The sequence below is a fragment of the Runella salmonicolor genome (assembly GCF_024158025.1).
Lineage (GTDB): Bacteria > Bacteroidota > Bacteroidia > Cytophagales > Spirosomataceae > Runella > Runella salmonicolor.
Map to the genome: position 1 here is coordinate 46,128 of NZ_JAMZEL010000010.1, position 23,679 is coordinate 69,806.

General features: G+C 45.9%; 21 protein-coding genes. 16 read left to right on the forward strand and 5 right to left on the reverse strand.

The window, feature by feature from the left end; genetic code table 11:
• Nucleotides 1–17: 17 nt before the first annotated feature.
• On the reverse strand, nt 18–2,591 hold the full coding sequence (locus tag NCI00_RS20900; RefSeq protein ID WP_253530861.1) for a zinc-dependent metalloprotease: 2,574 nt from the start codon (nt 2,589–2,591) through the stop codon (nt 18–20).
• Between the two features lie 226 nt (nt 2,592–2,817).
• Here NCI00_RS20900 and rocD point away from each other — a divergent pair, with 226 nt between their 5' ends.
• Nucleotides 2,818–4,053: an ornithine--oxo-acid transaminase gene (gene rocD, locus NCI00_RS20905; RefSeq protein ID WP_253530862.1), complete on the forward strand. Its 1,236-nt coding sequence runs from the start codon at nt 2,818–2,820 to the stop codon at nt 4,051–4,053.
• Nucleotides 4,054–4,100: 47 nt separating this feature from the next.
• Here rocD and NCI00_RS20910 read toward each other — a convergent pair whose 3' ends face one another.
• Nucleotides 4,101–5,540: a DASH family cryptochrome gene (locus NCI00_RS20910; RefSeq protein WP_253530863.1), complete on the reverse strand. Its 1,440-nt coding sequence runs from the start codon at nt 5,538–5,540 to the stop codon at nt 4,101–4,103.
• 192 nt (nt 5,541–5,732) lie between these two features.
• On the opposite strand from NCI00_RS20910, the gene gloA2 reads away from it, so the two are divergent.
• From gloA2 to NCI00_RS20930, 4 genes are read left to right on the forward strand one after another with little or no spacing between them, the layout of a single operon-like run.
• Nucleotides 5,733–6,122, forward strand: coding sequence for an SMU1112c/YaeR family gloxylase I-like metalloprotein (gloA2, locus tag NCI00_RS20915; protein WP_253530864.1), 390 nt, complete (start codon nt 5,733–5,735; stop codon nt 6,120–6,122).
• Between the two features lie 34 nt (nt 6,123–6,156).
• Nucleotides 6,157–6,756 carry a ribosome biogenesis GTP-binding protein YihA/YsxC gene (gene yihA, locus NCI00_RS20920; RefSeq protein WP_253530865.1) on the forward strand — a complete coding sequence of 200 codons (600 nt, stop codon included), beginning with the start codon at nt 6,157–6,159 and terminating at the stop codon, nt 6,754–6,756.
• Nucleotides 6,735–7,682 (forward strand): 1-phosphofructokinase family hexose kinase, encoded by a 948-nt coding sequence (locus NCI00_RS20925; protein ID WP_253530866.1) that lies wholly within the window; start codon nt 6,735–6,737, stop codon nt 7,680–7,682. Before yihA ends, NCI00_RS20925 begins: the two co-directional genes overlap by 22 nt.
• Before the next feature lie 56 nt (nt 7,683–7,738).
• The gene (locus tag NCI00_RS20930; RefSeq protein ID WP_253530867.1) at nt 7,739–9,094 is read left to right on the forward strand and encodes a 4Fe-4S binding protein; all 1,356 of its coding nucleotides are present in this window, start codon (nt 7,739–7,741) and stop codon (nt 9,092–9,094) included.
• A 1-nt stretch (nt 9,095) separates the two neighbouring features.
• Here the strand turns inward: NCI00_RS20930 and NCI00_RS20935 are convergent, their stop codons facing one another.
• On the reverse strand, nt 9,096–9,689 hold the full coding sequence (locus NCI00_RS20935; RefSeq protein ID WP_253530868.1) for a hypothetical protein: 594 nt from the start codon (nt 9,687–9,689) through the stop codon (nt 9,096–9,098).
• Nucleotides 9,690–9,783: 94 nt separating this feature from the next.
• Complete coding sequence (locus tag NCI00_RS20940) at nt 9,784–10,326, reverse strand: RNA methyltransferase (RefSeq protein WP_253530869.1); 543 nt, start codon at nt 10,324–10,326, stop codon at nt 9,784–9,786.
• Nucleotides 10,327–10,441: 115 nt separating this feature from the next.
• Here NCI00_RS20940 and NCI00_RS20945 point away from each other — a divergent pair, with 115 nt between their 5' ends.
• The 8 genes from NCI00_RS20945 to NCI00_RS20980 all read left to right on the forward strand — a co-directional run bounded on the left by NCI00_RS20945 (nt 10,442) and on the right by NCI00_RS20980 (nt 19,223).
• The gene (locus tag NCI00_RS20945) at nt 10,442–11,680 is read left to right on the forward strand and encodes a M16 family metallopeptidase (RefSeq protein WP_253530870.1); all 1,239 of its coding nucleotides are present in this window, start codon (nt 10,442–10,444) and stop codon (nt 11,678–11,680) included.
• Nucleotides 11,681–11,813: 133 nt separating this feature from the next.
• Entirely contained in the window at nt 11,814–12,455 is a 642-nt protein-coding gene (locus NCI00_RS20950; RefSeq protein WP_253530871.1) for an O-methyltransferase, read from the forward strand.
• Between the two features lie 20 nt (nt 12,456–12,475).
• Nucleotides 12,476–14,671 (forward strand): LysM peptidoglycan-binding domain-containing protein, encoded by a 2,196-nt coding sequence (locus NCI00_RS20955; RefSeq protein ID WP_253530872.1) that lies wholly within the window; start codon nt 12,476–12,478, stop codon nt 14,669–14,671.
• Nucleotides 14,668–15,231, forward strand: a complete 564-nt coding sequence (locus tag NCI00_RS20960; RefSeq protein ID WP_253530874.1) for a DUF3109 family protein — start codon at nt 14,668–14,670, stop codon at nt 15,229–15,231. Before NCI00_RS20955 ends, NCI00_RS20960 begins: the two co-directional genes overlap by 4 nt.
• 32 nt (nt 15,232–15,263) lie before the next feature.
• Nucleotides 15,264–15,593, forward strand: a complete 330-nt coding sequence (locus NCI00_RS20965) for an MGMT family protein (RefSeq protein ID WP_253530875.1) — start codon at nt 15,264–15,266, stop codon at nt 15,591–15,593.
• Nucleotides 15,594–15,716: 123 nt separating this feature from the next.
• Nucleotides 15,717–17,726 carry an OmpA family protein gene (locus tag NCI00_RS20970; RefSeq protein ID WP_253530877.1) on the forward strand — a complete coding sequence of 670 codons (2,010 nt, stop codon included), beginning with the start codon at nt 15,717–15,719 and terminating at the stop codon, nt 17,724–17,726.
• Nucleotides 17,727–17,895: 169 nt separating this feature from the next.
• Nucleotides 17,896–18,705 (forward strand): hypothetical protein, encoded by an 810-nt coding sequence (locus tag NCI00_RS20975; protein WP_253530879.1) that lies wholly within the window; start codon nt 17,896–17,898, stop codon nt 18,703–18,705.
• A gap of 170 nt (nt 18,706–18,875) precedes the next feature.
• On the forward strand, nt 18,876–19,223 hold the full coding sequence (locus NCI00_RS20980; RefSeq protein ID WP_253530880.1) for a hypothetical protein: 348 nt from the start codon (nt 18,876–18,878) through the stop codon (nt 19,221–19,223).
• Between the two features lie 102 nt (nt 19,224–19,325).
• On the opposite strand, the gene NCI00_RS20985 is transcribed toward NCI00_RS20980, so the two are convergent.
• Complete coding sequence (locus tag NCI00_RS20985; RefSeq protein ID WP_253530881.1) at nt 19,326–19,715, reverse strand: HIT family protein; 390 nt, start codon at nt 19,713–19,715, stop codon at nt 19,326–19,328.
• 441 nt (nt 19,716–20,156) lie between these two features.
• On the opposite strand from NCI00_RS20985, the gene NCI00_RS20990 reads away from it, so the two are divergent.
• The 3 genes from NCI00_RS20990 to rpsJ all read left to right on the forward strand — a co-directional run bounded on the left by NCI00_RS20990 (nt 20,157) and on the right by rpsJ (nt 23,491).
• Nucleotides 20,157–20,540, forward strand: coding sequence for a nuclear transport factor 2 family protein (locus NCI00_RS20990; RefSeq protein WP_253530882.1), 384 nt, complete (start codon nt 20,157–20,159; stop codon nt 20,538–20,540).
• Between the two features lie 393 nt (nt 20,541–20,933).
• Nucleotides 20,934–23,042: an elongation factor G gene (gene fusA, locus NCI00_RS20995; protein ID WP_166560230.1), complete on the forward strand. Its 2,109-nt coding sequence runs from the start codon at nt 20,934–20,936 to the stop codon at nt 23,040–23,042.
• 143 nt (nt 23,043–23,185) lie between these two features.
• Nucleotides 23,186–23,491, forward strand: a complete 306-nt coding sequence (gene rpsJ, locus NCI00_RS21000) for a 30S ribosomal protein S10 (RefSeq protein WP_028522456.1) — start codon at nt 23,186–23,188, stop codon at nt 23,489–23,491.
• The last annotated feature ends 188 nt before the right edge of the window (nt 23,492–23,679 follow it).

Genomic DNA, 23,679 nt, shown 5'->3' on the forward strand with positions numbered 1-23,679 from the left:
AGCAACGTTAACAACGATTATTTAGGGTCTAATGCCTTCGTGATGCGGAAAAGACAATCTTGAAGGTGGTATTTGGTCATTTTATCGGTAGTGGCTGGAATCGCCGCCTGAATCTCACCACGCAGCAGGGTCAAATGCGCCCGCACCATGGTCTGAATATCTCCTTTGCGCGGGTCGGCCGAAGGTGGCAAAACGGCACCGAATACTTTGGCCGTACCCGTTCCGCCAAACGACGGCACACTTGGCAAGTTGAGCGTTGTAACCATCCGCTCTACAAAGATTTTTTGGAGGTTTCGGCGGTGGGTATCAGCAGCTTTACGCGTTTTGAGTTCGGACCAAATACCCGAACGAACATCAGTAAACAATTCGTCTAACGTATACGCACCCGTCGTTTTTTCGGTGGCTTCGATGATACGTTGCAGGCGGTCTGCCGCAAAGAGGCTTGTCAAAGTTGCTTCCTGAATTTTTGATACAAAATCTACGCCCATATCTGGACGAATACGGCGCATGATGTTGGCATCCAACAACCACGTTGGCGTGGTAAACAGTTGCTGGTTCAGAAACGTAACCGCGTCTTTCTGGAGTTTTTTAGGCGTAACCTCATAAATCACTCCTTCTTGGTCCATGGTTTTGGGGGTTTCGTAGATTCCACCCACGTACTTGGTCACGTGGCCCAGATAACGACGGTATTGCGTTACCACTTCGTTGTAGCCCTCTTCAAGCATTTCGTAATCTTCGGCTTCTTCGGAGGTCCATGTCACCAAGTTTGGCACAATGCGTTTTAGGTTTTTGATACCGTAGTCACTCGCAAGCATGGCATTATCACCCACATCTTCGTTTTGAGCGCGCGGGTCGTAGGGGTTGGTTTCGGTCAAGAACCACAAACGGCGGTTGGGCAGGGCTTTTTCTTTGTACCATTTGTTCAAAACCACCTTGTCTTCTTCGGGCGTTTTGGTATCGTAAATAGGCTTGTAGGCCCATTCAATGGCCCAAATATCGTAATCACCGATGCGAGGGAAGAAATCCGTTACGCCGTCTTCGGGCTGGGCTACGTAGTTAAAACGGGCGTAATCCATGATGGAAGAAGTGTGTCCGTTTTTACTTGTAAACTCTTTATCACGCAGTTTTTCTACGGGCGTGGCGGTCGATGCGCCGTAGTTGTGGCGCAGGCCAAGCGTATGTCCTACTTCGTGCGACGACACAAACCGAATCAATTGTCCCATCAACTCATCATCAAATTTATTTTTGCGGGCGCGTGGGTCAGCGGCGGCGGCTTGGGTCATGTACCATTTTTTCAGGAGTTTCATGACATTGTGGTACCAACCGATGTGGCTTTCCAAGATTTCGCCCGTACGTGGGTCGTGAACGTTGGGTCCGTAGGCATTTTCAATATCGGAAGCAAAATAACGAATGGCCGAATTGCGGGCGTCTTCAAGGCTGATGGTCGTGTCTTTTTCGTCCAATATTACGCCCTGAATCGCATTTTTCCAGCCTGCTTTTTCAAACGCCACATTCCAGTCATCAACGCCCATTTTGAGGTATTTACGCCATTTTCCGGGCGTTGCAGAATCAATATAATAGATGATTGGCTTTTTAGGCTCAATCAATTCTCCCCGGCGCTGACGCGCTTCGTCTTCTTTATTTTTGGGTTCCAAACGCCACCGCACCACAAACGTTTTGTCTTCGGTACGCTGCGAGTTTTCACCGTATACGCGGTAGCCGTTGGCAAAATAACCGACCCGAATGTCAAACAAACGCTGCTTCATCGGCACGGCAGGAAGCGCAATAAACGACGTATTCAACTCCATCGTGACGGCTCCCGCAATGGAAGAAGCGGGCAAATTGACCGAAGGAATCGGGCTCGGCACGGGCGAAGCAGGTGTAGGCATCGGCGGAATGGCTCCGTAGGTTTTTACCACTTTAATCTCCGTATTGAGCGGAAACGACTTGATGCTCTGAATGTAGGTACGGTCGGTCTGAATGGTGGTTAGTTTGTACGCCTGCTTCACCACGGGCGACATAGAAATTACGGCGTTTTCACCTTTGAAGAAATCTGTTACTTCAATCACCACTGAGGTATCTTTGCGAACAGCCTTGATGTCAAACGCCATCGCAATCGGGTCAACGTTGGAGTTGCGTACGGCCTTATAAATGGGCGAGTTAGCGTCTTCACTTACGTTAATATACGCCACAGCACGCATGAAAATTTTGTTTTCAGGCCCCTTCTCAAACCGTACTACTTGGCGATTAAGAAGCTCACCGCCGTAGGCTGGCAGGCCCACCGAACCCGGTGTAGTACTAGACTGCGACAAGCGCGTTACGGCCATCATTTCTTTGCCCAACAGGGAATCAGGCAATTCAAAAAAGTATTTTTCATCAATTTTATGGACGATAAATAATCCCTTCGTGGTTTTGCTTTTGTCTGTGATTACTTCTTTATAGGCTTTAGGGCCAGGCTTGGCTGGTGCAGGAGCCGCAGCGGGAGGCGGAGAAGCAGGAGTAGTCGGGGTTGTGGGTGTGGTAGGTCTTCGGTCTTGCGCAATGGCAGTCAACGCCACAAAAGAAGACAGAAATGTCAGGTATTTGAGCATGGTTGTAGATTTGTTGATTGACGTTTTACTCGTCAGGTTTTTGGTAAGTGGTTTTTTGAAAATATTCAAGTGTCAAAACAAGAAAAAAAGCCGCAATGTTTTATAAAAATTGCTTTTAATTTTTACTATTTTAAATAAATATGACTTATTTCTGATTGAAAATAAGTTATATTTTACTTTTGACAAATTTGAAAATTGTCAAAAAATACAAAATCAATCGACTCCCATGACGGCAGAAATCACCCAATCAGACTATTTAATTGGCCTCGAAAAACGCTACGGGGCGCACAATTATAAACCTGTTCCTGTCGTGATTGAGCGCGGAGAAGGTATTTTTGTGTGGGACATCGACGGCAAGCGGTATTTCGATTTTTTGTCGGCCTACAGCGCCGTCAATCAGGGGCATTGCCATCCGCGCATCGTGGAAGCCCTCGTGACCCAAGCCCAAAAACTCACGCTCACGTCGCGCGCATTTCACAACTCCGTGCTGGGCGAATGTGAAAAATTTCTGTGCGATTATTTTGGCTACGATAAAGTCCTGATGATGAATTCAGGCGCAGAAGGCGGAGAAACTGCCCTCAAACTCACCCGCAAATGGGGGTATCTGGTCAAAGGCATTCCCCAAAACGAAGCCAAAACCGTGTATGCCGCTGGCAACTTTTGGGGGCGTACTATGGCCGCGATTTCATCCTCTACCGACTCCGACAGTACCGACGATTATGGTCCTTTTTTGCCGGGCTACATCATTATTCCGTACAATGATTTAACGGCGTTGGAACAAACCTTTCAGGCTGACCCCAACATTGCGGGTTTTATGGTGGAGCCTATTCAGGGCGAAGCGGGCGTGGTAGTGCCCGACGAGGGCTATCTGCGTGGTGTGCGTGAACTTTGTACAAAATACAACGTACTTTTTATTGCCGATGAGGTTCAAACGGGACTCGGCCGCACGGGGAAACGCCTCGCCTGCGACCACGAAGATGTAAAACCCGACATTTTAATTTTGGGAAAGGCGCTTTCGGGCGGTGTGTACCCAGTTTCTTGCGTACTGGCAAGCGACGAAATCATGTTGACCATCAAACCCGGTCAACACGGCTCGACCTACGGCGGCAACCCACTCGCAGCAGCGGTGACAGTAGCGGCCCTCTCGGTACTTAAAGATGAACATTTAGCCGAAAATGCCGAGCGATTAGGCGAAGTTTTCCGCGAAAGGATGCGGGAATTACAACATAAAACGGACTTGATTCAGGAAGTACGTGGCAAAGGTCTCCTAAACGCGGTGGTGATCAATACTGACGAAGAAAGCCCGCTGGCGTGGCAAATCTGCCTTCAATTAAAAGAAAAAGGCCTGCTGTGCAAGCAAACCCACGGCAATAAAATTCGTTTTGCGCCTCCCCTCGTCATCACCGAAGCCCAACTCCACGAGGCATGTGACTTGATTGAAGAGGTAATTTTGAGTGTATAGAGAATCTTCAACGTCGGCGAGGTTTGAAACCTCGCCGACGTTTTTTTTTATTTCCGCAACCACTTACCAGTCTCCACAATCGGTAGCGGATATTTTTTTCCCAGTTGGACACTATACTGGCTCTGCGCTTCGGGCGTCAACGTCCACACTTTATGGACCGACTCGGCTGGAACGGCAGCCAATTCGGGCAACCACGTTTTTACGTACTCCCCTTTGGCGTCGTATTTGTTAGCCTGCGTCAGGATATTAAAATAACGATTTTCGCGCGGGTCATTGCCCACCCCCGCCACATAATTCCAGTTCCCCCAATTGCTACACACATCATAGTCAATTAGTTGGCTTTCAAAATAAGCCGCCCCCCACGTCCAATCGACCATTAAATCTTTGGCCAGAAAACTCGCCACATTTTGCCGTCCACGATTTGACATGAACCCCGTCCGTTTGAGTTCACGCATGTTGGCGTCGATAAATGGAACACCCGTTTGACCGTTAACCCATTTATCAAACAGCTCACGACGATGATTCCACTGTAATTCAAGATTGTATTGAATTCCTGAAGTTTTAAAAAGTCGAGTGCCGTACCTTAGCGCCACAAAGCGGAAATAATCGCGCCAAATTAACTCAAAAATGAGCCAATAGGTCGAGTCATTCGCCCCATTTTTGGCTTCATATTTTTTTATTTCCTCATAAATCTGGCGGGGCGACAAACACCCCAAGGCCAGCCAAGGCGAAAATTTTGATGAGTAATCAGCCCCCAAAAGGCCATTCCGGGTTTCTTTGTAGGATTTTATGAGGCCAGTTTCCCACAGGTAATGATGAAGACGATGAAGAGCTTCCGTTTCTCCTCCTTTAAACGCCAACGCCGCCCGTTGGTCGGCCTCGGGAAGCTGCGAAAACAAAATCAATTCGTAGATTTCGGGCATCTTCCCAAACTCCAATCCTTCGGGGATACGCAGCGCCACGGGTTCATGAAAAATCGGACGAATCACCGATTGTCCTTCAACTGCTTTTCTGAATTCAGTAAACACCGTGGGCAAACGAGACACCCAAAACGGCAAATCACGTGGGTGATAGAGCGTAGAGCCCCAAAAAACCTCAAAATCAATATTATCCACCTTGAGTTTTTTTGAAAGGGAAGTTTCCACGTCGGTTTCTTCCTGCGTTGCTTCTTTTGCGGTATAGATGGCCGTCACGTCCAAATCACGCGCAAATTCGCTGATGACAACCTCAGGCTTACCCAGTCTGATGACCAAATTCGCACCTTTTTTGCGAAGGTTATCGCGAAGATTTTGGACTGATTCAAGCAAAAATTTCGCCCGAAAAGTACCTGTTTTAGGAATACCGAGCGGGTCTATCTGTTCAAACTGACGTGTATCAAAAACGTACATCGGAATCACTTCGTCGGCGTCCTGAATGGCTTTTAAAAAGCCTTCGTTATCGTGCAGGCGCAAATCGTTTCGAAACCAATAAATAATGCGTTTGGGCATGGAGGTAAATGATATGTTATTTTCAATACGTCAAAACTACGCCTATCAGGGATAGATTTAACGAAAACACAAAGAGTTTTTTTGAACAAGTACCAAATTTTATTTCTTAGCGTCCCCCCTTTTATCCAACCCTTTGAGCATTGAACAAAAGTGGTTTACTTTACAAAACCATCGGTTTATACCATTTTGTTTATGCTATCACTCCAAAATATCCATCACGTCGCCATTATTTGTCGTGATTATACGCGTTCAAAACATTTTTATACCCAAATCCTTGGCCTTACGGTCGTGGCCGAAACCTACCGCGAAACACGCGATTCGTACAAACTAGATTTGGCCGTCAATGGCTTGTATCAGATTGAGCTGTTTTCGTTTCCGAATCCACCCACTCGCCCGTCACGGCCCGAAGCGGCGGGGTTGCGGCATTTGGCGTTTAGTGTCTTGGATATTGACCAAACCCATGCCTATTTAGAACAAAAAAACGTAGCTTGTGAAGCTATTCGGGTGGATGAGCTGACCCAAAAGAAATTCTTTTTTATTGCCGACCCCGATGATTTACCGATTGAGTTTTACGAAATTTGAGCAATACCGCCCAGTTTCTTCGTAATTTTGTAGCATGAAAATCAAAACGTCCGTTTTCGTCAAAAGCTCGGCCAACAACGAGCAATGTCCCAAACCCGACCGTCCGGAGTATGCGTTCATTGGACGTTCTAACGTGGGCAAATCGTCGCTAATCAACGCCCTCACCGAACGACGCGACCTTGCCAAAACCTCCTCTAAGCCTGGTAAAACCCAAGTAATCAACCACTTTCTAATCAACGACTCTTGGTATTTGGTTGATTTACCCGGGTATGGCTACGCCAAGGTTTCCCAGGCTGACCGCAAAATCTGGGGCGAAATGATTAATAATTATTTGTTCCAACGCGAAAATCTGATTTGTACCTTTGTCCTCATCGACAGCCGCATTGAACCCCAAAAAGTGGACTTGGAGTTCATGGAAAAACTCGGTAGCAATGGCGTACCTTTTGCCCTTATTTTTACCAAAACAGATAAATTAACTGCCACTCAACTGCAAAATCACCTGTCTGATTATAAAAAGAAGTTACTAGAAACTTGGGACGAACTACCGTTATTTTTTGTAACCTCATCGGTGTCGAAACAGGGACGCTTGGATGTTTTGAAACAAATTGATGAATGGAATCAGCTAAAAAAATGAACATAACTACCCTCACCGTCAACCCTGCCATCGACAAAAGTACGGTCATTGACCGTCTGATACCCGAACAAAAACTTCGGTGTGACCCTCCTCGTTTTGATGCGGGCGGCGGCGGCATCAATGTGTCCAAAGCCATCAGACGCCTGGGCGGTAAATCATTGGCCATCTTTACGGCGGGCGGTGCGTCGGGGCAATTGTTGGCGGATTTGGTAAAACAAGAGCAAATTGACGCCAAAATCATCGAAACCAACGAATGGACCCGAGAAAACTTCGTCGTTGCCGAAACATCTACCAACGCCCAATACCGCTTTGGAATGCCGGGAGCCGCACTCACGGAAGCCGAAACACAGGCGGTTTTGGATGCTTTAGAACATTCTGAGGCCAATTATATAGTAGCCAGCGGCAGTTTACCGCCCAAAATGGACGTCAATTTTTATGAAAAGGTAGCGGCTATTTCCAAAAAAATCGGTGCTCGGCTCGTGCTCGACACGTCGGGTGAGCCGCTCCGTGCCGCTTGCGACGAAGGAGTGTTTTTGCTCAAACCCAACATCGGCGAACTGGAAGCGTTGGTCGGAACCACCAACCTCCAAATGGACGACGTGGATGATGCCGCCCGCACGCTCATCGGCGACGGCAAATGCGAAGTGGTCATTGTCTCAATGGGGCCGAAAGGGGCGATTTTAGTGACCAAAGACCTTTGCGAACACATCCCCGCCCCACCCGTGCAGAAGCGCAGTACCGTCGGTGCAGGCGACAGCATGGTGGCAGGCATGACGTGGGCACTCACGCAAGGACTTTCGTATCCCGAAATGCTGCGCTGGGGCGTGGCGTGCGGCTCGGCGGCAACCATGAACGAGGGCACCCAGCTTTTTTTGCGCGCCGATGTAGACCGGCTGTTGGAGTGGTTTAAACGATTTGGTAAATAAACCTCACCAATTGACATTAGAATTTTGATTATTATTTGAAGGCTAACAAAATAAAAGTGAACGCCTACTTCCAACATATCAACGAAGGCATCCGCACCACTCTTGCGGGGATGAAGCTCACGCTCAGACACTTATGGGATGCGCGCAAGCGACGTGGAAACCACAGTATCCGTGAAAATGACTATTTTCAGGAACAAACTGGAATGGTGACGCTTCAGTATCCCTTTGAAACCATGCCCATCCCCGACAATGGCCGGTACCGTCTCCACAACGAGATGGATGACTGCATCGTTTGTGACAAATGCGCCAAAGTCTGCCCAGTAGATTGCATTGACATTGAGCCGATTAAGGCCACTGAGGAAGTAGGAAAAGCCTCTGATGGCTCTCCTATTCGTCTTTATGCGGCGGTATTTGACATCGACATGGCCAAGTGTTGTTACTGCGGACTTTGCACCACGGTTTGCCCTACGGAGTGCCTGACCATGACCAAAACGTTTGATTACAGCGAATTTGACGTACGGGACATGAACTATCACTATTCAAATCTAACTCCCGAACTGGCCGCTGAGAAAAAATCCCTTTATGAACAATTCTTGCTCGAAAAAGAAGAGTTAAAAAAACAAAAAGCCTCTCCCCAACCCGCTGAAGCAATCGCTATCCCAACTGCAAAACCCAAACCCGCTTTTGCGCCCAAAAAGCCCGTTTCTGAAAGTCCACAGGCAGAGGTGGAAAGTGCTGAAAACAGCGAAATAGCCCCCAAGCCGAAGCCCGTTTTTGCGCCCAAAAAGCCCGTTTCTGAAAGCACAACGTCGGCTGAAAACAGCGAAGTAGCGTCGAAACCAAAACCCGTTTTTACGCCCAAAAAACCAGTTATCGAAAGCACAACGTCGGCCGAAAACAGCGAAGTAGCGCCGAAACCAAAGCCCGTTTTTAAACCCAAAAAACCTGTTGTTGACGATTCTACAGCTACCGCTGAAAATGCGACGTCCACCGAAAACAGTGAGCCTATTGCTAGACCTAAACCTGTTTTTACGCCCAAAAAACCAGTTACTTCTACCGTAGAAAATCAGGAACCGGCTATTGAAAAAGCTGCAAATAATGAACCAAAAGAAGAAGTCAGCGGTGCGCCCGAGGCAACGCCAAAACCTGTTTTTAAGCCCAAAAAACCAGTAATCGAGGGTTCACAGGCGCAGGCCACCGTAGACAGTGCACCAGCAAACGACGTTGCTCCCTTCAAACCTAAGCCCGTTTTTGTTCCGAAAAAACCTACGGCTCCATCCGCGGAGGAGAGCGTAGCGCCCCACATTTCAGAATCAGAAACCCCCGAAACTAAAAATATCGATTCAGACGGGGTAAAACCCAAGCCTAAACCGATATTTAAGCCTACCATGAGGCAAAAAAAGGAAGAGTAAATTAAGCGCCCGTGGTCTCGGGAGGAGTTGGCGTATCGGTCGACTCAGCTTTTGGCTTACGAACGTAAGTTCTTTTGGCCGGAGCCGCTACGGTCTTTTTAACGGGTGCTTTTGGCTTAGGCGCTGGTTTCACTTCAACCGGAGCTTCAACCGCTTCGGGGGCCGCCACCTCTTTTACTTCATGGTGCGTTTTTTTTGATGACTTATCTTTTTTGTCACCTTTATCCTTTTTTTCACTTTTCTTATTCTTATCAGATTTTTTATCCTTATCGGCCTTCTTATCCTTATCAGACTTCTTGTCCTTATCGGCTTTTTTATCTTTATCTGATTTCTTGCCTTTGTCTGCTTTTTTAGCAGCTTTTTCAGCCTCCTTTGCCAGTTTTTCGGCGGCTTTTTTTACTTTTTTTGCTGCATCTTTTGCCTCTTCTTCTTTTGCTTTCGCCTCCTTTTTCTTTATTTTATCTAATTTCTTTGCCAGTTTTTCCGCTGCTTTCTTCACCGCTTTGGCTATCTTTTTAGAAACAGTTTCCCCCACAACGACGGCGGCAATTTTTTGGGCAATTTCGCTTGAGGCTTTTTTCTTTTCTGATTTCATGGGGATTTCGAGATTGTGTTTTATTGTAAAGTAAAAAATCTACAAATACATAACTAAATTTCCGTTAAAACAAAAATTTCAGGTTATTTTTATGTTAAGATTTTAGCATTTTTGAGACATAATCCCACGCCACGATTCCCGCACTCACCGACACGTTGAGGGAGTGTTTGGTGCCAAATTGGGGAATTTCCAAACAAATATCGGCTTGGCTTACCACTTCTTCGTTTACCCCAAAAACCTCATTACCGAGCACAAATGCATATTTTTGGTTCAATTCGGGCGTAAAATCCTGCAATTTTGTACTTCCTTCTGCTTGTTCTAGCGCCACCACCTTGTAGCCTTCTGCCTTCAATCGTGCTACTAAGTCCAACACATCTAGCACATGTTCCCACAGCACCGTAGCATCTGCCCCAAGGGCCGTTTTAGTAATATCGCGGTGAGGAGGCGTTCCTGTCAATCCACAAAGATAGATTTTCTCCGCCCGGAAGGCATCGGAGGTTCGAAACACCGAGCCTACATTGTTTAAACTACGAATATCATCCAACACAAAGACAAAGGAATGTTTTGGAGCAAGCAGGTATTCATCGGCCGAAAGGCGATTAAGCTCTTCCATCGATACTTTACGCGGAGAAATCATTACAAATTGACAGATTAAAATAGACCTTTATGAACGCAAAAATAGTCGGAATATAGACGTCTGAAACCTCTATCCACCAAAAACTGTTATCTTTGTATAGTGACAAAACTTACGAATGGAAGAATATAACTTACACACGCTGCCCAATGGCATCCGTGTCGTACACAAACAAGTACCTCATACTCAGATTGCCCACTGGGGCATCATGCTCGACATCGGTAGCCGCGATGAGTTGCCGCATCAGCAAGGTTTAGCGCATTTTTGGGAACACATGGCCTTCAAAGGCACCCAAAAACGTAAATCATACCACATCATTAATCGTCTCGAAACCGTTGGCGGGGAGCTGAATGCCTACACGACCAAGGAGAAAATCTGCTTTCATGCCTCGCTGCTCGCCTCGCACAGCGACAAAGCGATTGAGTTGCTTTCTGATATTTCGTTTCATTCTATTTTTCCCGAAAAACAAATCGAGAAAGAGCGGGGAGTGATATTGGAAGAAATGGCCATGTACCATGATTCGCCCGAAGATGCCATTCAGGATGAATTTGATGAAGTAGTTTTTCAGAATCACCAACTGGGTAAAAATATCCTTGGAACGTCGGACACGGTACGCTCTTTTGGGCGCAATGATTTGCAATCTTTTATTGCGGCCAATCTTGATACTGAGCGCATTGTGGTTTCATTGGTGAGCAATTTACCCTTTAAGAAAGCCGTAAAACAGGCCGAGAAATATCTCTACGACTTGCCTCATTGCACCACACAGCGAGTACGTACATCGCCCGAAATTTATGTACCCCAAGTCATCCAAACGCCCCGTGGCATGACGCAGGCGCAGGTGGCCATGGGTCGCCCAGCCTACGCGCTGATGGACGAGAAGCGTCTGCCGTTTTTTATGCTTGTCAACCTGCTCGGTGGGCCAGGCATGAACTCCCGCTTCAACATGACTTTACGCGAGAAATACGGTTTGGTTTATTCCATTGAGGCCAATTATGCGCCATTTTTGGACACGGGTTTTCTGGGTGTTTTCTTCGGTACGGAGCCTACCAACCTAGAGCGTGCCATGCAACTCGTAAATCGGGAACTTCGTCTTCTGCGTGAAAAACCGCTTTCGACCATTCAATTGCGCAATTTGAAAGAGCAATTGATGGGCCAACTAGCCATGTCGGAAGAAAGTAATCAAAGCTTTATGCTGATGATGGCCAAAAGCATTCTGGATACAGGCAAAGTCGATTCATTACAGGAAATATTTGCCGAGATTGAGGCGGTTACGGCTCCGCAATTGCAAGATATTGCCCAGGAGATGTTTGATGAGAGTCAATGGAGCACCCTGACCTTTGTTCCAGAAAGTGAGTGATTAACGAAAGAATCACAGATAAAATATATTCCAAATAAGTAACTGTAAGGTAGCATTTTAGGCGATAAAAACGACCTAAGTATATATTTTTAGCCGTTTTTTCGTTTATATTTGTTGAAATAACACTCACTGAATGGATTTTATTCCTGCAGCCATAGAAGCATACGCGCTGGCCCATACGTCAGCCGAAAGCCCCTTACTGGCGCAACTCAACCGGGAAACCCACGCAAAAGTACTTCAATCTCGAATGCTTTCGGGACATTTGCAGGGCCGTCTTTTATCGTTGTTTTCGACCATGCTTCGACCGCGTCGAATCTTGGAAATCGGTACCTATACTGGGTATTCTGCCTTGTGTTTGGCAGAGGGATTGGCCGATGATGGCATTTTAACAACCATTGATGTCAACGAAGAGCTCGAATCGTTTGTACGGTCTTTTTTTGACCAATCGCCCCTCGGAAAAAAAATTGATTTCCGCATTGCCAATGCCGCCACGCTTATACCAACCTTGAACGAGACCTTTGACCTCGTCTTCATCGATGCTGATAAACTCAATTACGGTTTGTACTACGATTTGGTGTTTGACAAAGTCCGTCCGGGCGGAGTCATCATCGCCGACAATGTCCTTTGGAGCGGAAAAATTGTCCAGATGGACAAGCGAATAGATAAGGATACTCAGGCCCTTTTAGACTTTAATCAGAAACTCCACAATGACCCGCGGGTGAGCAATGTGCTGCTGCCAGTTCGAGACGGCCTAATGATCGTGTGGAAACATTAACTTTTAGCGATTCCAAAGCAATGAAACGTACCTTGACCCTCATCACCTTCATTTCTTTCTTTTCCATCTCCGCCATCTTGGCGCAGGCACCTGCCGTTCCTACGGTTCCATCCAGCGTAGGCTTCGCCGGAATGAACGTTAAGATTGACGATGATGCCCGTGCCATCATCCAATCAGACGTGAAAGCGCTCCTCGGCAACCGCAAGTATTGGGAGTCCAAGCTCGACCGTTGCGTGATGTATTTTCCCCTCATTGAAGGGATTTTGATTGACGAAAATATTCCCACCGATTTCAAATTTTTGGCCTTACAAGAAAGCGGCCTTCAGCCCGATGCCGTTTCTGCCTCCAATGCCGTTGGATTTTGGCAATTCAAAAAAGAAACCGCCGTTGACTACGGTCTGCGTGTCGACGATATGATTGATGAGCGCAAAAACATTACTGCTTCTACCCGGGCAGCAGCGCGTTACCTCAAAAAAAGCAATACACAGTTCAACAACTGGGTTGCCTCGTTGTACTCTTATTATTTGGGCGCGGGAGGAATCAGCAAAAACATTCCCAGCGAGTGGTCGTATGCCAAGGAAGTTACATTAGATGGTAAATCAGACCGTTATATTTTGCGTTTTTTTGCGCATAAAATCGCCGTTGAATCCGCCATTGACCGTTATCAGTCTCCTATTCAAACGGTATTGCTGGAATATACTCAGGCCAAAGGCCGAACCTTACGCGACATTGCCTCGGAGCTAAGCATCGACGAAACCACATTGCGCAACGAAAACCGCTGGCTTAATGCCAACGAAATTCCGACTGACCGAGATTACACACTGATTGTTCCCGCAAACAGCGAGCAACTTTCCACTACTCGTGCTCGCCTTTCGGCGGTTCAAAAACCCAATCAACGCGATAATTTTACCCTAAAAGACATTGGTTTCCCAGTCTTAGTACGCGCCGAAGGATATAGCAACGACTTATTGTTGTACGAAATAAATGGCTTGCCGGGCATTATGGCGGGAGGCAATGATAACATCGAATCGTTGGCCCGAAAGGCAAAAATCAGTTTCAGCAGTTTTTTACGGTACAACGAAATGTCGGAGCGTGACCCCATTGTTCCGGGAGACGTTTATTATCTAGCCAAAAAAGGCAAACGCGCCGTTGTTCCTTTCCACACCGTTCGGGAAGGCGAGTCGCTTTGGAAAGTTTCGCAAGTGTACGGCATTCGATTAAAATACATTGTCAAAAACAACCGCATCGACAATCGTAATCAGCGCCCTCAAACGGGCCGAGTGCTTTGGCTAACCAAAAAACGGCCTCGCAACACCCCAGTTGAAGTCGTAGATATGCCGCAGGATGAGTGGGTTCCGGGCAGTGGAAAATCGCAGCCACGTCCAGCCGTGCAGGAAAATACCCGGGAAAGTGCAGCCCCGACTGCTTCCAATAAAATACCACAAAATCCATCAGAGCGCAAAGTGTACACGCCCAAGATGGCCGATACCCCGCCCCCTACTAAGTCTACGGCCAACGAGCCATCATTGGGTGGAGTAGAAGTAACGGATGCGGCCAATCTGCCTAAACAGGGCACCTCAACCACGGCACAACCAGCAAAGCCCAATAAAAGAGCCCCCTCTTTTAACCCAAGTGATGACGACCGGGTAGTGATTATCAACGACGATGAACCAGTAAGACAAACTTCGGCCAACAAACCTGCCAACAAAACCACCCCTACCCAACCAGCACCGCAAACCACCGCAAAACAGCAACCAGTGGTTAAGAATACAACGTCTCCTACTACACCTAAAGAAACGGTGAAAGAAGAACCTATTGTAACGACAAAAACCGAAACGCCCAAGCCAAAAACGACGCCACCTTCAGCACCAGCAGCAAGCGGAAAGGTCATTAAACACGTCGTAGAACCAGGGCAAACTTTTTACAGCATCTCAAAGATGTATGACGTGACCGTCAACGATATTTTATACTGGAATAATCTCACGCAAGATGCAAAGCTGCTGCGTGGCCAAAAACTAACCATCCGCCCAGTAGGTGATACCCTTACTCAACAACCTAAAGCTGAAGAGTTTACGAATCATACCGTAGCCCAAGGCGAAACAATGTTTAGCATCTCTCAGAAATACGGAGTCAAAGTAGATCAAATCAAAGAATGGAACGGGTTGCCTGATACAGGAGTAAAACTCGGGCAACAACTGAAGATAAAAAAACAATGATAGTAATTGATAATACCGTTATCAGCGACGACATAGCTGACCATTTTTTCGTTTGTGAATTATCTAAATGCAAAGGCGCTTGCTGTGTGGAAGGTGATTTGGGCGCTCCCCTTGAGCAAGATGAATTGGCACTACTTGAAGAAGTTTATCCCCACGTAAAGCCCTATTTGAACAAAAAAGGCATTGAAGCCATTGAAAAAAACGGGTTTTATGAGCAAGATTTAGATGGCGACTACGTCACGACCACGGTCAATGGGAAAGAATGCGCCTACGCGATATACGACAAAAAAGGAATCCTTAAATGCGGTATTGAACAAGCTTTTTTGGACGGAAAAATTAATTTTCGGAAGCCCATTTCTTGTTATCTTTATCCTATTCGAATTACGAAATATGACCATTTCGACGCGCTCAACTACGACCGCTGGCATATTTGCAACCCCGCCTGCCACAACGGACGCGAGTTGGGCGTGCCGATTTATAAGTTCCTGAAAGACCCGCTCATCACCAAGTACGGCAGTGAGTGGTACGAAGAATTGGTCAATAAAATTGAGAACCAGTAACCTTACATCTTCAAAATCGGACAATTAAACCGTTGGAATCTAAAAACTTCTTTGGTGATGTCTACGACGTAGTTCGGCAGATACCCGTGGGACGCGTGACGTCGTATGGCAGTATTGCAAAGTTTTTGGGCTCTAAGTTGAGTGCTCGAATGGTAGGTTGGGCCATGAACGCCTGCCACGCAATGCCCGACGTCCCCGCTCACCGGGTCGTAAATCGCAATGGCGTTCTTTCGGGCAAGCACTTTTTTGGGTCGCCAACGGCCATGCAGGCGCTTTTGGAACAGGAAGGAATCGGGGTGGAAAATGACAAAATCAGGGATTTCAAAAACGTTTACTGGGACCCTTCTGCTGAACTTTTATAATCTCTCAAAAATATACCAATCCGCCATTTTACCTTTTTTTTCCTTCTTTGCCTCTGTAAAAATTAAACTAAATAAGGTCGTCGATTGGCACGAATAATGCAAGACTTAACAAAAAGTGTTGCTATGCGTATTCTGATTCAGTGTTTTTTCTTAATAATTATGGCCTTGTGGGCATCCGCCCAAAACGAGCAGTGGGCTTCGAAAATAGTCGGCGTGTCTTCTGAATATACGGCTGGTAATGGCCAACAATACCGTGCCGTTCAGGTCTTGGGAAAGCCCAATAAACTGCCTCAGGGCGAAACAGGGGCCTCTGCCTGGCGTCCCGAACAGCCCGACAATGGCGTGGAATGGATAAAGGTAGGTTTTGAAACACCGCTTTCCATTCGGCAAATTGCCATTGCGGAGAATTTTGGAGCGGGATGCATCACCACCATTTTTGCCTACGATTCCCAAAACAAAGAATACAATATCTACACCAGCAAACCTGAAACTACCCAACGCAACGCGGGGATGTTGCGGGTTTGGCTTCCCAAACTCACCGAATATAAGGTGGCTTCGCTGAAAATAGTACTCGATACGAAGCGCGTTAAAGATTGGAATGAAATTGATGCCGTTGCTATTTCAGCCTCTGAAACCCCCATTGAAGCATCCATTAATTTGGCAAAAAATGTTCCAAAAGAACTGAAAAAAGAAAACCTCGGAGCCAATGTCAACTCTAAAGCAAATGAGGTTGCTCCCGTAATTTCTCCCGATGGCAAAACCATTTATTTTACCCGCTTCGACCATCCCGAAAACTTAAAAAACAGTGAAGATTATGATGTATGGTTTGCGGAGGAAAAAGAAGGGGTATGGCAAAAAGCCCGTAACATGGGCACTCCAGTCAACAACATTCGCGAAAACTCCATTTGTTATATTTCTCCCGACGACCGCACCGCTTTGCTGATGAATATTTACCGCCCAGACGGTACGTTGTCTAAGGGGGTATCGGTCAGCCGTAAAAACCGAAACGGGTGGACTTTTCCGCAGGAAGTACGCCTTCAGAGTTATGTAAATGAGCATCCCTTTTCGGGATTTTATATCAGTCCAAACGGAAAAGTGATGGTCTTGTCTTTGCAAGATGCCAATACCAAAGGCGGTGCCGACCTCTACGTTTCTTTTCTGCAAACCAACGGGACGTGGTCAGCCCCTACCAATATGGGCGCTAGCATTAATACCGCCGATGACGAATTTACGCCCTTTTTGGCCACCGATAATAAGAGTTTATACTTTACCTCCAACGGCCGCAGTGGCTACGGAGAGATGGACATTTACGTAAGCCGCCGGCTCGACGATAGTTGGACCCAATGGTCGGAGCCTGAAAATTTGGGGCCTGCTTTCAATACTTCTGATTACGAAGCGCATTTTACCATTCCTGCCTCGGGAGCCTATGCTTACTTCTGTTCTTCCGAAAACTCGCTGGGTGAATTTGATATTTTTCGGATAAAACTTCCCGAATCTGTGCGGCCTATCCCCACGGTTATGCTTCAAGGCGGCGTGATTGACCAAAAGACCAAGCAGGCCGTGGCCGCCGAAGTGATTGTGGAGGATTTGGACCAAAAACAACCACCTCAGCGCATTGACTATGACCCTGCGGTGGGTGATTTTAAAATTGTATTGGATACCCAGAAACAGTACGGCCTCACGGCGCAACGGAAAGGCTACCAAGCGGCAGGGACGATTGTTGATTTGACCAAAGAAAAACAATACCGCGAAATCCGTCGTGAAATCGTTTTGACCCCCATCGAAATTGGACAAAAAATAACCCTCAATACCATACGTTTTGCCCAAAGCAAGTTTGACCTTCTTCCTTCATCCTTGCCCGAACTAGACCGTATTGCGCAAATGATGACCGAAAACAGCAGCATGGAAATTTTGCTCGAAGGCCATACCGACAACGTGGGTGATTTTGAAGCCAACGTCCAATTGTCTAAAGACAGGGTGGAAGAGGTAAAACGGTACTTGACCACTAAAAATATCAACGCCGCACGCATCCAAACCAAAGGCTACGGCCCCACCCGCCCCGTAGCCCCCAATACCAGTGAAGAAAGTCGCAAACAAAACCGACGCGTGGAGTTCTCTATTCTAAAAATATAACTGTTTCTGAATAGTTTGATGGCTCGGTTTTACGTTTTACACCAAGGTACACTGACTGAACGTTTGTGTATATTTTTTTTCCTGAAAACGAAAACCCTCCTCGGCAGCGTTGTTACTTATGTTATTCATCCAACTACACTGCCTAGCAGCATCGCCAATTATTCGCTCAATGAAGAGACTTATCCTATTATCGCTATTTACGGTTTTCGCCTGCGGCAAAAATCAAGCGCCTGCTCCCATCCCCGTACCGACCCCAGTTTGCAATATCAGTAGTGAAACTGGCGTAAACAATACCTATAAACTGGAATACATATACGGCGCATCGGGGTTGCCAGAGGGAGTGAATGTATCCATCAAAAACACCGCCGACGGGCTGTTGAAACCCGTAAGTACGGCTCGATATACCTACGAAAACAGTCGATTGGTGAAAGTAGTCGACGGGGCGGTCGAAGAAACCTTGGAATACGCTCCCAACGGGGCATTAACCCGCCTCACGGTAGACAAGACCATCGAACCCGCTTACGTTAATTATACCCTGTCTTTTGAAACAGACGCCAACCAACGAATCACCAAAGTGACGGATTCGATGGGGAAACAAACGACGATTAAACGAGACGCCAAAGGAAATATTACGGAAACAGTCACAACAAATACCCAAACTGGCCAAGAGCTCTACCGTATTGAATTGAGCGGCTACGACAACCGAAAATCCGTTTACGATTCCTTTAAAGGCTGGTCATTCAGCGTACTGAACTACTATGCCGACTACATCAAATTTCCACTTTTTACAACAGGTGCAAGCGGCAATGCGGGCAAACGCATTGACTATGTGGCAGGAAAATCCTTCAGTGAGACTACGTATACGTATACTTACAATGAAAACGGCTTTCCGTTAACGGAACAATCCTTTACCCGATTTTCAGATGGTTCGGGCGTAGCAACAAACAGCCGAACTTTTGTGTACGCAGATTGTAAATGAGAGGACTTAAAACGTATTTTTTTCTGCTACATCAGAATCTGACACTGCTCTCAAAAAATAGACTGCTTTGTAAAATAACCTGATTTTTCTTGCAGAGAACGAAAGATTTAAGGATACTTGTAAACTTAAATCTTAATCGCTGTGATGCAATGATGCCATAGGGCAACCAAATGATTATCAGCCCAAAACAACATAGTAATATTGCGTCTAATGACAAGTTGGAACGTAGACACATTGACATTAACAACAAAATGGGAAAATTGCTCGGTAATAAAGACTATTCTAAAATGACACTTGAAGAATTAGTGTCAGAAGAGAAAAAAATAAAATCGCAAAAAATACCAACTGCTTTATTTGTCGGCTTTGCAGTTGGTATCGCTATTTGGTCCGCTACGCACAAAGGAGGTTTTTTCCTCACGGTGGGTTTGCTAATTTTTGCTTTGATTATTGGTTCCAGTTATTCAAAAAACCTGAAAGGCATTCAATCCGAAATAAGCCGCAGAGATATTGGTCAGTGAGACGGGGGGTAACAGTGGTAAGTATGTTCGTTCAGACAAATAACCTGTCCAACCATCAAAACCCATTGGCGTTTTGCAAAAAACTCCCCCAGCATCCATCCCCTACAACTTCTCCCGTATTTTCGCAGCAATCTCCGCCAACTCATCCTGACTCATTTTGAGCTTATTATTGAAGTTCATATCTGCCATGCTATTGAGCGGAATCAGGTGGACGTGGGCATGAGGCACTTCTAATCCTATAACGGCCACGCCAATGCGCTTGCAAGGAACAGCTTGCTCAACGGCAGCGGCAACTTGCTTCGAAAATTTCATTAAACCTTCATACAGACTATCTTCCAAATCAAAAATGTAATCTATTTCTTGTTTTGGAATCACGAGAGTATGGCCCGGAGCGCAGGGAAAAACATCAAGAAATGCCAAAAAGTCTTCGGTTTCGGCAATTTTATGGCAGGGTATCTCACCATTAACAATACGCGTAAATAAAGAAGGCATAGTTTTTAAGTATAAAAATGGAAGGATAGACAAGGATAATCAACTAGCAAGTATAACAACAAAATAGCATAACTTAAGACCCATCAACGCCATTTTCGTCGTATGCTTTTCCGCTATATTCCGAGTCGATACGTTCCAGTGGGGATAACTAGTTGATAGCCATCGTTTCAAGTTAGATTTCATAGAACCAAATAAACAATAAAATTTACTTGATTATCAAACAGTTAACCCAATTTTACATTTGGAAAATATTTTTGTTTTTTTTAGCTTTGTATAGATGCTCTTTTCAGGATATTTAGCCATAAATCAGTGGTGATTGTTAAGTTCTTTAACATTTTAACTATCCATAAAATGAATCAAATTTTGACACTTCTTATCTTGGCATCCTTCCTCTTTACTTCATGTAAAACCAGTTTTAGCAAAAAGGACACACAAAAAGGGATGAGCACTGAAACAGGAAATAATACGACAAACCTTACACTTGCCGCAGTGGAAAGGTTCAATGCCGCGTTTAATCGTCACGATGTTGATGCCGTAATGAATGCGATGACAGAAGACTGTATTTTTGAGAATACCAATCCGCAACCAGATGGTACCCGATTGGTCGGGGCTGAGGCCGTGAGGGCGTATTGGGGAAAGTTTTTTGCCAATAACCCAGACGCTTTTTTTGAAGCGGAGGAGACATTCGCCCACGATGACCGTTGTGTGGTCAGGTGGATTTATCGCAAAACGAAAGATGGAAAGCCTTGGCATTTGAGAGGAGTGGATATTTTCAAAGTTCGAAATGGAAAGGTGGCAGAAAAACTAGCTTACGTAAAAGGCTAATCACATTTTTTTAAAAAACTCCACTTCCTGAAAGTCATACGCTTTCAGGAAAAGAAACCATGGCCCAACCAAGTGCGTGAGTCTACATTATTAGGGTATTTGAAATAGACCGTCTGACTGCCTGCCGTGGGGTTGTGAGCAACCACCCCCGCACCTTTTTGGCTAAAAACCCCAAACTTTTGCTCAACTACTAAAAACTGTGCCTTCAATTTGCAAATTTGTATAAATCTAAGTTTGCTTTTCCGATGTAAAACTTCTAATTTTGCGCTCTGATTTTCAGAATGGTACCGTAATTTGTGCGTATATGCCTAATATTGAGGCAAAAAGCGTTCTGCATATCATCACAAATCAAGGAACTTAGACTTAACAGATTTAATAACAATCACAAAAACCATGGCACGTGATTTAAAATTCACAAGAAACATTGGGATTGCTGCTCACATTGATGCTGGGAAAACCACCACAACGGAGCGAATTCTTTATTACGCAGGGGTAAGCCACAAAATCGGTGAAGTACACGACGGTGCTGCAACGATGGACTGGATGGCGCAGGAGCAAGAGCGCGGTATCACCATTACTTCAGCTGCTACTACCGTAGACTGGACGTATAGAAACGAAAAATACCACATCAACATTATTGATACGCCAGGCCACGTTGACTTTACCGTAGAAGTAAACCGCTCACTTCGCGTATTGGATGGTCTTGTATTTTTGTTCAGTGCCGTTGATGGTGTTGAACCTCAATCTGAAACCAACTGGCGTTTGGCCAACAATTATAACGTTGCACGTTTGGGCTTCGTTAATAAAATGGACCGCTCAGGAGCTGACTTTTTGAACGTATGTAAGCAAGTAAAGGAAATGCTGGGTAGCTACGCAGTGCCTTTGCAATTGCCAATCGGTGCTGAAGATAACTTCAAAGGGGTAGTTGACTTGGTGAACTTCCGCGGAATGGTATGGAACGAGCATGACAAAGGAATGACTTTCCAAGAAGTACCTATTCCTGACGATATGTTGGAAGAAGCAACCGAATGGCGTGAAAAACTATTGGAAGCCGTTGCGGAGTTTGACGATACCTTGATGGAAAAATACTTCGAGGATCCAACATCTATCACCGAAGATGAGATTTTGGCAGCTTTGCGTGAAGCCGTTATTGCCATGAAAGTGGTTCCAATGCTTTGTGGTTCTTCTTTCAAAAACAAAGGTGTTCAGACCATGCTTGATTACGTGATGGCGCTGTTGCCTTCACCGTTGGATAAAGAAAGCATCAAAGGTACTAACCCTAACACTGGCGAAGAAATCGCTCGTAAACCAAGCGTTACCGAGCCTTTCTCAGCTTTGGCGTTCAAAATTGCTACCGACCCTTACGTAGGTCGTTTGTGCTTTATCCGTGCTTATTCTGGGGTATTGGAAGCAGGTTCTTATGTATTGAACAACCGTTCAGAAAACAAAGAGCGTATTTCTCGTATCTTCCAAATGCACGCCAACAAGCAAAACGCCATCGAGCGTTTGGAGGCAGGTGACATCGGTGCGGTAGTAGGTTTTAAAGACATCAAAACGGGCGATACCCTTTCTGATGAGAAAAACCCAATTATCCTTGAATCAATGATTTTCCCTGAGCCAGTAATCGGTTATGCGATTGAGCCTAAGAAAACCGCAGATCAGGACAACTTCTCGAAAGCCATCGGTAAACTCATCGAAGAAGATCCAACCCTCCAGGTTGAATCAAACGAAGAAACTGGTCAAACCATCATCAAAGGGATGGGTGAGCTTCACTTAGAAATCATCATCGACCGTATGCGTCGTGAGTTTAAGGTGGAAGTAAACCAAGGTGCACCGCAGGTAGCTTACAAAGAGGCCATCACCAAGAGTGTTGAGCACCGTGAAGTTTATAAGAAACAAACGGGTGGTCGTGGTAAATTTGCCGACATCGTATTTGAACTCGGGCCACGCGACGACCACGAGCCAGGTCAGGAAGTGAAAAAAGGTTTACAATTCGTAAACGAAGTCGTTGGGGGTGCTATTCCACGCGAATTTATCCAACCAGTTCAAAAAGGATTTGAAGCCGCAATGGTAAACGGTCCTTTGGCGGGTTACCAGTTGGAAAGCATGAAAGTGCGTCTCTTCCACGGTTCTTACCACGATGTTGACTCCGATTCACTCTCGTTTGAATTGGCCGCAAAACTTGGTTTCAAAGAAGCCGCTCGTCAGGCAGGTCCAAAATTACTTGAACCCATCATGGCCGTTGAAGTATTGACGCCTGAAGAATACACTGGTCCAATCACGGGTGACTTAAACCGTCGTCGTGGTATCATGAAAGGCATGGACTCGCGCGCTGGTTCACAGGTAATCAAAGCTGATGTACCTTTGTCGGAGTTGTTTGGTTACGTAACCGACCTACGCACCATGTCGTCGGGTCGTGCTACTGCCAACTTGACCTTCTCGCACTACGAGTTCCTGCCAAACAACTTGGCCGAAGTCGTGATCGCAAAATCAAAAGGATAGTAAATCGGTTAGCAGTAAACAGTTTATAGTCAGCAGTTCTGAAGATTGTATTCTGTTTACTGCCAACCTAAAAATATTTCCTGTCGGAGTTAATGGCTCTTTCGACGGGATATTATCAAAACAATCAGAGCCACCTTATCACAATGAATCAAAAAATTCGTATCAAACTGAAGTCATTTGACCACAACTTGGTGGACAAATCGGCGGACCGCATTGTAAAGGCGGTGAAATCAACGGGTGCTGTGGTTAGCGGCCCGATTCCATTGCCTACAGAAAAGCAAATCTACACGGTACTTCGCTCACCCCACGTGAACAAGAAATCACGTGAGCAGTTCCAACTTTGCACCTACAAGCGCCTGATTGACATTCACTCTTCAAGCGCCAAAACCGTAGATGCTTTGATGAAACTCGAATTGCCAAGTGGCGTTGATGTTGAGATTAAAGTTTAATGATAAGGTTTCCAACCACCAAGCCGACTTCGAAAGAGGTCGGCTTTTGTTGTTTTAGGGGTAAAATGAGCCTCTTCACACCCCCCAAAACCGCTTGATAAGTTTTTAGATTATCCTTTGTAACTATCCACAGGCTTACTGTATATTTGGCGCAGTGTGTGTACAGGTACACGCTTTCTTCTACTCAA